Source organism: Nocardioides psychrotolerans, from assembly GCF_943371775.1.
In the GTDB taxonomy this organism is placed as follows: domain Bacteria; phylum Actinomycetota; class Actinomycetes; order Propionibacteriales; family Nocardioidaceae; genus Nocardioides; species Nocardioides psychrotolerans_A.
In genome coordinates this window covers 21143-32816 of the sequence record NZ_CALRWD010000049.1, presented here as the reverse complement: position 1 = coordinate 32816, position 11674 = coordinate 21143, and the positions used below count along the sequence as shown (strand labels likewise).

General features: G+C 73.2%; 10 protein-coding genes. 7 read left to right on the top strand and 3 right to left on the bottom strand.

What is annotated here, in order from left to right:
• Window positions 1-29: 29 nt before the first annotated feature.
• Entirely contained in the window at window positions 30-1106 is a 1077-nt protein-coding gene (locus AAG827_RS14385) for a pirin family protein (protein WP_341926775.1), read from the bottom strand.
• Between the two features lie 15 nt (window positions 1107-1121).
• Between AAG827_RS14385 and AAG827_RS14380 the strand changes: the two genes are divergently transcribed.
• Complete coding sequence (locus AAG827_RS14380; RefSeq protein ID WP_341926774.1) at window positions 1122-2477, top strand: GH1 family beta-glucosidase; 1356 nt, start codon at window positions 1122-1124, stop codon at window positions 2475-2477.
• Between the two features lie 18 nt (window positions 2478-2495).
• Here the strand turns inward: AAG827_RS14380 and AAG827_RS14375 are convergent, their stop codons facing one another.
• Window positions 2496-3233: a sulfotransferase gene (locus AAG827_RS14375; protein ID WP_341926773.1), complete on the bottom strand. Its 738-nt coding sequence runs from the start codon at window positions 3231-3233 to the stop codon at window positions 2496-2498.
• Between the two features lie 41 nt (window positions 3234-3274).
• On the opposite strand from AAG827_RS14375, the gene AAG827_RS14370 reads away from it, so the two are divergent.
• Genes AAG827_RS14370 through AAG827_RS14360 form a run of 3 tightly spaced genes read left to right on the top strand, consistent with a single transcriptional unit; the run spans window position 3275 to window position 6932 of the window.
• Complete coding sequence (locus AAG827_RS14370) at window positions 3275-4327, top strand: sulfotransferase family protein (protein WP_341926772.1); 1053 nt, start codon at window positions 3275-3277, stop codon at window positions 4325-4327.
• Complete coding sequence (locus AAG827_RS14365; protein WP_341926771.1) at window positions 4324-5280, top strand: hypothetical protein; 957 nt, start codon at window positions 4324-4326, stop codon at window positions 5278-5280. The genes AAG827_RS14370 and AAG827_RS14365 overlap by 4 nt, the downstream gene beginning before the upstream one ends.
• On the top strand, window positions 5277-6932 hold the full coding sequence (locus AAG827_RS14360) for a glycosyltransferase (RefSeq protein ID WP_341926770.1): 1656 nt from the start codon (window positions 5277-5279) through the stop codon (window positions 6930-6932). Before AAG827_RS14365 ends, AAG827_RS14360 begins: the two co-directional genes overlap by 4 nt.
• A gap of 123 nt (window positions 6933-7055) precedes the next feature.
• Here the strand turns inward: AAG827_RS14360 and AAG827_RS14355 are convergent, their stop codons facing one another.
• Window positions 7056-7685: a hypothetical protein gene (locus tag AAG827_RS14355; RefSeq protein WP_341926769.1), complete on the bottom strand. Its 630-nt coding sequence runs from the start codon at window positions 7683-7685 to the stop codon at window positions 7056-7058.
• A 146-nt stretch (window positions 7686-7831) separates the two neighbouring features.
• On the opposite strand from AAG827_RS14355, the gene AAG827_RS14350 reads away from it, so the two are divergent.
• From AAG827_RS14350 to AAG827_RS14340, 3 genes are read left to right on the top strand one after another with little or no spacing between them, the layout of a single operon-like run.
• Window positions 7832-9625 (top strand): CapA family protein, encoded by a 1794-nt coding sequence (locus tag AAG827_RS14350; RefSeq protein WP_341926768.1) that lies wholly within the window; start codon window positions 7832-7834, stop codon window positions 9623-9625.
• 37 nt (window positions 9626-9662) lie between these two features.
• The gene (locus AAG827_RS14345; protein WP_341926767.1) at window positions 9663-10595 is read left to right on the top strand and encodes an NAD(P)H-binding protein; all 933 of its coding nucleotides are present in this window, start codon (window positions 9663-9665) and stop codon (window positions 10593-10595) included.
• 48 nt (window positions 10596-10643) lie between these two features.
• A complete protein-coding gene (locus tag AAG827_RS14340) occupies window positions 10644-11672 on the top strand; it encodes an LLM class flavin-dependent oxidoreductase (protein ID WP_341926766.1) in 1029 nt (342 codons plus the stop codon).
• Window positions 11673-11674 lie beyond the last annotated feature (2 nt).

The following is an 11674-nucleotide window of genomic DNA, read 5'->3' as shown; positions in this document are numbered from 1 at the left end:
GAAAACGTGCCGCACTTTCCGGCCGCCGCCTACAGCCGCAGGTCGAACGTGTACGCCGGGCACTCGTGGTCGAGGCGGGCCAGGATGACGCGGGCGGCGGTCTGGAGCTCGGGGAGGCCGGGCACCTGGGCCCACGACTCACCCCAGATGACGATCGCCTCGAAGAGGTCACGGCCCAGGCCGAGGCGCGCGTAGAGGAAGTCGTAGTCGGCCGGCAGCGGACCCTCGGTGTCGTGAAGGGCGAACGCGCCGGCGCCGCCCGAGCCGGTCAGCCGCAGCGCGGTGCCGACGATCTCGCGCTCCCCGTCGTCCGCCGGGCGGGCCGCCGGGTTGGCCGCCGGGTTGGCCGCGGGGTTGGCCGCCTCCAGCGTCCGGGTCGAGCCCGACTCACCGGTGCGCGAGTCGCGCAGGCCCGCGAAGGTCCAGACCAGCAGCTCGGTCGGGAGCGCGGTGGTGACCGACACCCCGAGGGCGTCGCGGATCAGGAACGCGTCGCCCTGCGAGAGCGGCTCGGCCATCGACGAGCGGGTCAGGGCGCCGGTGGCGACGAAGACGTGCACCCCGTCGGCGTCGGGCAGGTCGAGGGTCACGCCGGCGTCGAGCCGGGCGACCCGGAAGGTCGCGGTCGCGGAGTCGAGGCGCACCGGGGCGTCGACCTCACCGGAGGCCACCACGACCAGCTCGTTGGGGACCAGCGTCACCGGCCCCACGTCGTACGACGGCGTGCCGCCCGTGCTGTCAGGCGTCAACCAGACCTGGACGAAACGGGTCGGGCCGGCGTCGTGGGAGTGCTCTGCGTGGTCCACGCCGGACCCGGCCGACAACCGGGCGACCGAGCCGTGACCGACCCGCACGGGGTCGCCACCGGAGGCGTCGCGGTGCTCGAGCGCCCCGGACACCACCCAGGTGACGATCTCCAGGTCGGCGTGACGGTGGGTGTCGAAGCCCTGGCCCGAGCCGAGCAGGTGGTCGTCGTGGCAGACCATCGGGCCGAAGCCGAGGTGGTCGGGGTCGTAGTGCTGGCCGAACGCGAAGGCGTGGTGGGTGATCCGTCCCGGAGCCTTGTCGACGAAGCGTGCGGAAGCCCTGCGGATCTCGACGGTCACGGACATGATTGTGCCGTGCCCGACCAGCCGCCCGCATTCCCCCAGCTCCCGCCGGGCTTCCGCTTCGGGACCAGCACGGCGTCCTACCAGATCGAGGGCGCCGCGACCGAGGACGGCAAGGGCCCGAGCATCTGGGACACCTTCACCCACACCCCCGGTCGCATCAACGACGGCTCGACCGGCGACGTGGCGTGCGACCACTACCACCGCTACGAGCAGGACGTCGCGCTGATGCAGCAGCTCGGGGCCGGGGGCTACCGGTTCTCGATCTCGTGGCCGCGCATCCAGCCGACGGGGTCGGGCCAGGCCAACGTGAAGGGCCTCGACTTCTACGACCGGCTCGTCGACTCGCTGCTCGCGCACGGTGTGCAGCCGATGGCGACGCTCTACCACTGGGACCTCCCCCAGGCGCTCGAGGACGACGGCGGCTGGCTCAACCGCGCGACGATCGACCGCTTCGCCGACTACGCCGCGATCGTCGGCGAGCGGCTTGCCGACCGGGTGGAGCACTGGATCCCGGTCAACGAGCCCAACGTGGCCTCGATGATGGGCTACAGCATCGGGATGCACGCGCCGGGCCGCGCCCTGATGTTCGACGGCCTCCCCGTCGCCCACCACCTGCTCGTCGCCCACGGTCGCGCCGTCCAGGCCCTGCGGGCCGCGGGCGCCACGAGCGTCGGGTGCGCCAACAACCACGCCCCCATGTGGCCGGCCAGCGATCTGCCCGAGGACGTCGGCGCCACCAAGCTCTTCGACGCGCTGTGGAACGGCATGTTCCTCGAGCCGATGCTGCTCGGCCGCTATCCCGTCGACCTGGCCCCGCTGCTGGCCGAGGAGATCCACGACGGCGACATGGCCACGATCCGCCAGCCCCTCGACTTCTACGGCGTCAACTACTACAACCCGATGCGGATCGCCGCGGCCGACGAGGACGCCGAGATGCCCTTCGAGATGCGCGAGCTCGTGGGCTATCCCGTCACCGACTTCGGCTGGCCGGTCGTGCCCGACGCGCTGCGCGAGTGGCTCATCACCTTCCGCGCGCGCTTCCGTGCCGCCCTGCCGCCGATCATGATCACCGAGTCGGGCTGCTCCTACGGCATGGGGCCCGACGAGCACGGCGTCGTCGACGACCAGCCCCGCATCGACTACCTCGACGCCCACCTGCGCGCGGTCGCGACCGCCGTCGAGCGGGGCGTCGACGTCCGCGGCTACTACGCCTGGTCGCTGCTGGACAACTTCGAGTGGTCCGAGGGCTACACCCAGCGCTTCGGCCTGGTGCACGTCGACTTCGAGACGCAGGTGCGCACGCCCAAGCGCAGCTTCCAGTGGTACGCCGACATGATCAAGGCCCAGCCACGCTCGCTGGGCTGAGCCCGGCCCACCGAGGCGTCAGAACGAGTGCTTCACCGCGAACGTCTCGCGCACGACCGCCTCGTCGAAGTCCTCACCCAGCCAGTCGAAGAGCCCCCGCAGCACGGTGGGGTCGGCGACGTAGTCGTCGTAGTGGATCCGGTACGCCGCGTCGCCGAGGTCGGCGGCGATCGCCAGCAGGCGGGACTCGATGCCGGCGAGGGTCGCGGCCGTCTGCTCCGGGTCGCCCTTGGCCCACCACTTGCTGCGCGCCACGTCGGCGTGGTCGCGGGTGTTGACCACGAACCGCGCGCCGGGGAAGACCTCGCGCAACCACGCGACGTACGCCTCGACGTCCTGGTGGTACCACCGGATCTCCTTGAAGCCGGTCACCCGCGTGTCCGGGCGCGGACGCAGCACGGTGTCGAGCGCGAGCCGGCGGATGCCGTCGAGCGACTGCTGCGGCGGGAAGTCGCCGATCCCGAAGAACGAGCTGGTCGTGGATCGCAGCTCCTCCTTGGACGCGCGGCGCTTCTCGGCCAGGAGGGTGGTGTGGAAGAGGAAGAGGTGGTGCAGCGCGTCGCGGTTCTCCCCGCGGATGACGTAGCCCGGGATGGTGTTGAGCAGCCCGGTCACGAGCGTCGAGCCGGAGCGCCCGTAGGTGACGACGAAGAGGTAGCCCAGCTCCTCGCGGTCGCGACCGCGCAGCAGGCGCACCTGGCGGCGCAACGCCTCGACCTCGCGCTCGCGCGCGACATCTCCGGGGGCAGTGTCCACGCCGTGATCCTAGGGCGAGGCCGAGCCGTAGCATGTGGGCCATGTCGAGCCCCGCTGAGTCGTTGCCCGCCAAGCGCCGGGTGGTCTTCGTCGTCGGCTCGGGCCGCAGCGGCACCAGCACGATGAGCGGCACCCTCCAGACGCTCGGGATGCACGTCCCGCAGCCCGAGGTCAGCGCCGACGAGACCAACCCCAAGGGCTTCGGCGAGCCGCAGTGGGTCGTCGACTTCCACGACGAGCTGCTCAAGCGCTGCAACGTGCAGGTCTCCGACTCGCGCCCGCAGGCGTGGTTCGAGGCCGGCAAGCTGAGCAACCTCGAGCCCCTGCGCGGGCGGCTGCGCGACTGGCTGGAGACCCAGTTCGTCGAGGGCGGTCCCGAGCTGGTCGTGAAGGACCCGCGGCTCGCGTGGTTCATGGGCCTGTGGCGCTCGGCGGCCATGCGCTGCGACGCCACGCCTGCCTACGTCACGATGCTGCGCCCGGTGACCGAGGTGGTCGGGAGCAAGCAGAAGTACTACGCCTCCAAGTTCGGCGAGGTCAACCGCACCGCCGCCTGGGTCAACATGATGCTCCACACCGAGCGGGCGACCCGCGGCTCGGCGCGGGCCTTCGTGCGCTACCACGACATGCTCACCGACTGGACGGTCCCGGTCTTCGGGATCGGCCAGCAGTTCGACCTCGACGCGGTGAAGTCGGCCAGCGCCAACGACATCCGCTCGGTCCACGCCTTCATCGACCCCAACCTGCGCCGCGTCCAGCTCACCTGGGACGACGTCGACGTGCCGCCCCGGCTGCGCGAGATCGCCGAGGAGTCCTGGCAGGGCCTGAACGCCCTCGCCGAGCCGGACGGCGACACCTCCGACGTGCACGCCACGCTCGACCAGCTCCGTGCGGCCTATGCCGACCTCTACGACGAGGCCGAGGCGATCGCCCAGTCCACCGCGCTCGCCGCCCACCGCGACGGCCTGGCCCAGCAGCCGATGCCGATCCAGGTCAGCCGACGCGGCGTCGACCGGGTGCCCCACGGCGTCCGCGCGATGGTGCCCGCCAGCGCCCGCCGCGGGCTGCGCAAGGCCCTCGGCCGCGAGCGATGAGCGCACCGGACACTGCCCCGGACACTGGCCCGGACACTGGCCCGGACATCGCCTGCCTCGAGGGCGAGGAGGCCTACGACGTCCGCTGGGCCTGGCAGGACGGCAAGCTCCCGTCGGGGCTCACCTGCGTCTTCCGCGTGAAGAACGAGGCCCGCAACCTGCCCTGGGTGCTGCCGCCGATGCTCGAGGCCGTGCAGCACGTCGTCCTGGTCGACAACCAGTCCGACGACGGCACCCCCGAGGTCGCGCGCCGTGTCGCTGCGGACCTGGGGGCGACCGACCGCCTCACCGTCACGTCGTACCCCTGGACGGTGAGCCGCGCCGGCGCCGAGCACCTGGCGACCCCGCCCGACTCGGTGCACTCGCTGACCCACTTCTACAACTGGTCCTTCTCCCACGTGCGCACCTGCTACTCGATGAAGTGGGACGGCGACATGGTCCTCACCCCCGAGGGCGTGGGCATGCTGGCCGACCTGTCGTGGCAGCTCGAGGACTCCAATGCCGTGGTCGCGATCCCGCGGCACCCGCTGTCGATCGAGAGCGAGTCGGTGGCCTGGATCGACCTGGGCTTCCGCTTCCTGGAGCCGTGGGTCTATCCCATGGGTCCGGAGTTCACGTTCGTGAAGGCCTTCGAGTGGGAGGTTCGCGAGTTCCCCACCAGCTCGGAGCGGATCGTCGCTCCCGAGGGCATGTGCGTGGAGCTGAAGTGGCTCGACGCCGACGAGTTCTCCCACTGGAGCAGCCACGACGACTTCGGCGCCTCGCGGGCACCGCGCAAGCTGCGCGAGCTCGAGGTCTGGCGCGCGCTCATGGAGGGCCGCGGCGACGAGGTCCACGGGCTCCAGCGCATCGAGGCGCCGCCCGGTGTCCACATCGTCGACCACGTGACCCGCACCTGGCTGCCGCAGCAGCCGCGCCCGCTCGTGCGTCGCCCGGGCCGGGTCGACGTGTGAGCACGCCCGCCGTCGAGAAGTTCCTCGACCAGGCCGGCTCGTCGCTGGTGCTGCCGGCGGCGGGGGACGAGCCGGTGGAGCCGGGTCGTCGTGACCGGGTGCTGGTCTCCTGCGCCGATCGTGGGGCGCTGCGCTCGCTGGTCGCTCCGGCGGGGGTGCGGTCGGCCGTCGTCGGCCTCCACCTCGCCGGCGGCCCGGTCCCGGTCACGATGGTCCCCAAGCCCGAATGGCCAGCCCTGCAAGGGATCCATGCCCGATCTGCCGGCGAGGGATGGCTGACCGTGCTGCGCTTCGAGCGCCCGGTCGAGGTCGCCGAGGTCGTCGCCGAGGCGGGTCGTCAGTCGGTCTGGGGCGACGCGGTCGGCAACCGCGGCCTGTGGGTCGGCGGCGTCGACGCCGTCTCCGAGAAGGTGCCCGCCGACGTGCTCCCCGGAGGCATGGCGGCGATGGTCGTCTCCGAGGTCACCGGCCGTACGCCGGCAGGGCTGGGCTCGCCCGCCGGCCCTCTGTCACTCGGTCCGCTCGACGAGCGCGTGCTCAACCCGATCGGCTTCGTCGCGGCGGTGCCGGGATCGGCCGACGTCGTGGCGCTGTCGTCGCTCGACCTGCGCGACGGGCCCTGTGAGGGCCTGGTCGCGTCGGTGCGCGGTGCGGCCGGCGTGCGGATCGACCGCTCCGATGCTGGCGACGCGCGGGTGGTGGCCGGGCTCGCGATGGCCGGCGTGCCCCTCGTCCCGGACGCCGCCGGTGGACTTTCCCCAGCCCTGGCTGGGCTCCTGGGCTCGTCGGTGTCCGTCGCTCTCGCCGCGCCGGTCGACCTGAGCGATGCGTTGGCCCGCGAGGAGCACAGCGTCGTGCTGCGCCGCGCCGCGCTCGACACGTTCTCCACGCGGGCCTGGCGCGCGGCCGTGGCGTCGTCCGTGGGCGTGCGCGTGGCACTGCAGCCGGCCGTGTCCGTGGTGCTGGCGACGCGGCGGGCCGACATGCTCGACTTCGCGCTGCGCCAGGTCGCCAAGCAGCGCGGGGTCGAGGCGCTCGAGCTGGTCCTCGCCCCCCACGGCTTCGCCGTCGACGAGGGCCGGGTCCGCGCCGCGCTCCCGGCCGCGGTGGCGCTCACGGTCGTAGCGCGGCCCGAGGAGACCCCCTTCGGGGACGTGCTGGCCGCGGCAGCGTCGGCGGCCTCGGGTGACGTCGCGCTCAAGATGGACGACGACGACTGGTATGCCCCCGACGTCGTCGCCGACCTGCTGCGCGCGCGCGACTACAGCGGCGCCGAGATGGTCGGCATGCCTGCCGAGATGCACTACGTCGCCGAGCGCGACCTGACCGTCAAGCGCGGCCACCCGAGCGAGGGCTACGCCCGCTTCGTCGCCGGCGGCACGATGATGGTCGACCGCGGCCTGCTGCGCGAGGTCGGCAGCTTCCGCTCGGTGCGCAAGTACGTCGACGCGCAGCTGATCGCCGCCGTCACCGCCGCCGGTGCGGCGATCTACCGCACCCACGGCCTGGGCTACGTGCTGCGCCGCAACGCGAGCGGGCACACGTGGGAGGTCGACCTCGACTACCTGCTCGACCCGGTGCGCGTCGAGCGCACCTGGGAGGGCTTCCGGCCCTCGCGGCTGCTCGAGCACGATCCCGTCGAGCGGCCCTGATCGCCGAGTCGGCGCAATGTTGCTGATCGCTGGCCGAGTCGGCGCAATGTTGCAGGCGCGCGGTGCAACATCGCGCCGACTCGGCGCTCGGGGTGCAACATCGCGCCGACTCGGCGCCCGGGATCAGCCCGCCACGGCCTCGAGCGACGGCAGCAGGCCGTCGGGGCCGGTGAGGACCCCGGGCACGGTGCCGGAGGCGGAGGCCTCGCCCGGCACGGTCGTGAACGGCTCGTCGGTCAGCCGCACCTCGCGACACCCGAAGCCGTCGACCACCACGCCGGTCAGGTCACCCGCGACAGCGGTGACGAGCATCCAGCGCGGCCCGAGGTCGGCGGTGCACATCCGGTGGTCGGCGGCCGGCTCGAGGGCAGTCAGGTCGGCGGCCAGGTCGGCCAGGTCGGCTTCGGGGACGGCGGCGGCGTCCCCGCGGCGCACCCAGGCGTACGACGCCCCGTCAGCCCCCTCGTCGGCCACGTCGGTCCCGTCGTAGACGCAGACCCAGGCCGACTCAGGTGTCTCGAGCGCCGGTGCGGACTCGGCGGGCTCGCGCGTGCCGAAGCCGTGCTCGTCGTCCGCCTCGGGCAGCTCGGCGGGACACACCTCGCCGTCGTGGGCGGCCAGCTCGTCGGGCCGTTCGGCTGACGGGTCGACGGCACGGTCGGCCGCGTCGCCCGAGCAGCCGCTGAGCAGCCCGAGCGCGAGCAGGCCGGTCGCGAGCAGGGGGGCGAGCGAGGAGCGGGAGCGAGCGGACATCGGGGCCTCCTGGGTCGTTCGGACACGTCGTACGACGTGCGTCGGCGTGCCGCGGTTGCCTCGCCGGACACCGGTCCGACTTGGAGCCGTGGGTCACTGTGGACGCCAGAGTCTTTACTCGGGGCTCCTGCGGATCGGGGAAGCGGATGCGACAGAAGCGTGTCACGGGCGTGGCGCTGCTGGTCGCCGTGGCGCTCGGGGTGCTGCTGCTGACCGCGTCCCAGGACCAGCAGGACCAGCCTGGCCAGCCGGTCGGGGCCGTCGGTGAGACGCCGACGGCGGTGGCGCCGCCGATCGGTGCGTCCGCCGAGGAGCCTGCGGCCGCCGGGGGCGTCGTCACCCTCGCCTTCGCCGGTGACATCCACTTCGAGGGCGCGTTCACCGACGTCCCGGAGCAGCGGCGCTCGACGCTCGGACGCATGTCGCGCGACCTGCGCAGCGCCGACGTCGCGGTGGTCAACCTCGAGAGCGCCTTGGCATCTCCCGGCACGCCGGCGCGCAAGGAGCTGGAGGACGCCGGCAACCGCTACTGGTTCCGCAGCGACGCCGCGGCCCTCGACGTCCTCGACCGGTCGGGCGTCGACGTGGTGTCGATCGCCAACAACCACGGCGCCGACCACGGGCTGCGGGGCATCCGCGAGTCGGTCCGCATCGCCGAGCAGAGCCCCGTCGCGGTCGTCGGGGTCGGCCGCACGAGCCGCCAGGCCTTCGCGCCGCACCGGGTGACCGTGCGCGGCACGACCGTCGCCGTCCATGCCGCCGACGCGTCCGCGCGCGAGAGCGCCGAGCCGACGTGGGCGGTCGGCCCGGTGTCCGGCCCGGGCATCGCGTCGGCGCGCAGCCCGCTCGCCCCTCAGCTCCTCGATGCCGTGCGCGCCTCCGCGGCCAGGGGCGACGTGGTCGTCGTCTACCTGCACTGGGGTGAGGAGTACGGCGCCTGCCCGACCGCCGACCAGCGCCAGCTGGCCCGCAACCTGGCCGACGCCGGCGCCGACGTCATCGTGGGCACCCACGCCCACGTGCTGCTCGGCGCGGGGATGCTGGACAGCACCTACGTGAGCTATGGCCTGGGCAACTTCTACTGGTACCACGGCAACCAGGCCGAGACCGGTGTCCTGCGGCTGACCGTGCGTGCGGGAGAGGGTGGCGATGGTGGCGAGGGTGGCGGCGAGGTCGTGGGCGACGAGTGGCGCCCCGGCCTGATCCCACCCCAGGGCGGTGGGCCGCAGCCGGTCACCGGCCGCGACGGGGAGCAGGACGTGGAGGACTGGCGCGCGCTGCGCGGTTGCACCGGGCTCGCGCCGGGGCCGGGGCCCGTCGGCGCCACCGCGGACACCGGCTCCGGTCGCGACCTGCCGGCCTTCGCGTCGCAGGTGCGTCCGGTCGGACCTGCGCTGCGCGCCCGGATGACGGGCAGCAGCCACGACCCCGCCACCTGCCCGGTCCCGTGGCGGGACCTGCGGCTGCTCCGTCTGTCGTACGTCGGGTTCGACGGCCGCGCGCACCCCGGCGCGATGGTCGTCCACGCCGACGTGGCCCGCGACGTGGTCGGCGTCTTCGCCGCCCTCTACCGCGCGCGCTTCCCGCTCCAGCGGATGCGGCTGGTCGACGCCTACGACGGTGACGACGACCGCTCCATGGCAGCCAACAACACCTCGGGCTACAACTGCCGCACGGTGGCCGGGCAGAGCGCCCTCTCCGACCATGCCTACGGTCGGGCCATCGACCTCAACCCGGTGCAGAACCCCTACGTCCTGAGCGACGGCGTGCTCCCACCCGCTGGCCGGCGCTTCGTCGACGTCGACCGCAGTGGCGGCGCTCGCGCCGTCCCGGGGGTGATCCGTCGGGGTGACGTCGTCACCCGCGCCTTTGCGCGCGCCGGGTGGACGTGGGGCGGGGTGTGGAGCTCCCCGGACTTCCAGCACTTCAGCGCCTCCTGAGGCCCTGCCCGTGGCGTCGCCTGGCATCGTGGCGGGCATGACCGACTCCTCAGCAGTCCCGTCCCCCGTCGTCGTGGTCACCGGCGCCAACGGCCTCGTCGGTGCCGCCACCGTCGCGGCGCTGGTCGAGCGTGGCGCCACCGTGCGTGCCGTCGTACGACGAGCAGGCACCGCGCCGTCGCTCCCCGGCGTCGAGGAGCGGGTGGGGGACTTCCCCGACCCGGCCTTCGCCGCCGACGTCGTGGCCGGTGCCACGGCGGTCGTGACGACCGTGCACCCGATGGGCAGCCCGCTCGCTCACCAGCGCGAGATCGGGGTCGAGGGCACCCCGGTGGTCGCGCGCGCGGCCGCGCAGGCCGGGGTCGACCGGTTCGTCCACGTGTCGACCGCCGCGGTCTACGACCGCTCGCCGGGGGTCGGCGACGTCGACGAGTCCTCGGTGCTGGTCGGGGACGCCGGCGGCGACTACCCCGTCACCAAGCGCGACACCGACGCGGCGGTCGCCGAGGTCGAGGGGATCACCCGTGTGCTGGTGCGCCCACCGGCGATCCTCGGCCCGGGGGAGACCTCGGTGTGGAACACGCTGCGACCGGCCGCGGTCCGCGACCAGGAGCGCGCCCGCCACACGGTGGCGCAGCAGACCTTCTCGTGGGTGCACGTCGACGACCTCGCCGCGTTCGTCGCCGACGTGGCGACCGGTGCGGTGGCGACCGCCGACGCTCCCGACGCAGGACCCGTGGCGGGCGGCTGCACGCCGGTCAACGTGGCTGGCGGGCCGGCGACCAACCGCGACTACCACTCCGCGGTCACCTCCGCCGTCGGTGTCGAGCCGGTCTGGGACGAGGGGCCGGCGTGGACCGGGCAGATCGTCTCGGCCCGGGCGCACGCCTGGGGGTGGACGCCGCAGGTGACCCTCGAGGCCGCGCTGGCCGAGCTGGCGGACGGCCTGCGCGCGGCGCGGAATGCCTGACGCCCCAAACTGGTTGACACGTCACCAACATCCACGAGAGGCACTCCCATGCACGTAGGCGTCGACAGCTTCGTCTCGACCGTCACCGACCCGTCCACCGGCCACGTGATCGGCGCCGCCGAGCGGATGGAGCACCTGCTCGAGGAGATCACCCTCGCCGACCAGGTCGGGCTCTACTCCTTCGGCATCGGTGAGCACCACCGCAGCGAGTACTACGACTCCGCCCCGCCAGTCATCCTCGCCGCTGCCGCAGCGCGCACCGAGCGGATCCGTCTCGGCAGCGCCGTGGCGGTGCTCAGCGCGGCCGACCCCGTGCGCGTCTTCCAGCAGTTCGCCACCCTCGACCTGATCTCGAAGGGCCGCATCGACCTCGTCGTGGGTCGCGGCTCCTTCACCGAGGCGTTCCCGCTCTTCGGGCTCGACCTGGCCGACTACGACTCGCTCTTCAGCGAGAAGCTCGACCTGCTGCTGCAGATCCGCGACCACACCGAGGTCACCTGGTCGGGCCGCCACCGTCCGCCGATGGTGCGCCAGAGCGTCTATCCGCGCCCGCTCCAGGACCCGCTGCCGATCTGGGTCGGCGTGGGCGGCACCCCGGAGTCCTTCGTCCGCGCCGGCCTCCTCGGGCTGCCGCTGATGATCGCGATCATCGGCGGGGAGCCCCGCCAGTTCGCCCCGCTCGTCGACCTCTACCGCCGCGCCGGCGCGGAGGCCGGGCACGCCCCCGAGAAGCTCCAGGTCGGGCTGCACGTCTTCGGCTTCGTCGCGGAGTCCACGAAGGCCGCCGCCGACACGATCTACCCCGGCTGGGAGGAGATGTTCACGAAGGTCTCCCGCGAGCGTGGCTTCCCGCCGCCGACCCGCGCCCGCTTCGACGCGACCGCGGGCGAGAACGGTGCGTTCTTCATGGGCGACCCGCAGACCGTGGCCGACAAGATCCGTCGCGTCTCCGAGCAGCTCGGCGGCGTCGACCGACTCTCGCTGCAGATGACCAACCCGCGACTCGCGCACGCCGACCTGCTGCGGGGCATCGAGCTGCTCGGCACCGAGGTCGCGCCGCTGGTCGCGTCCGTCTGACG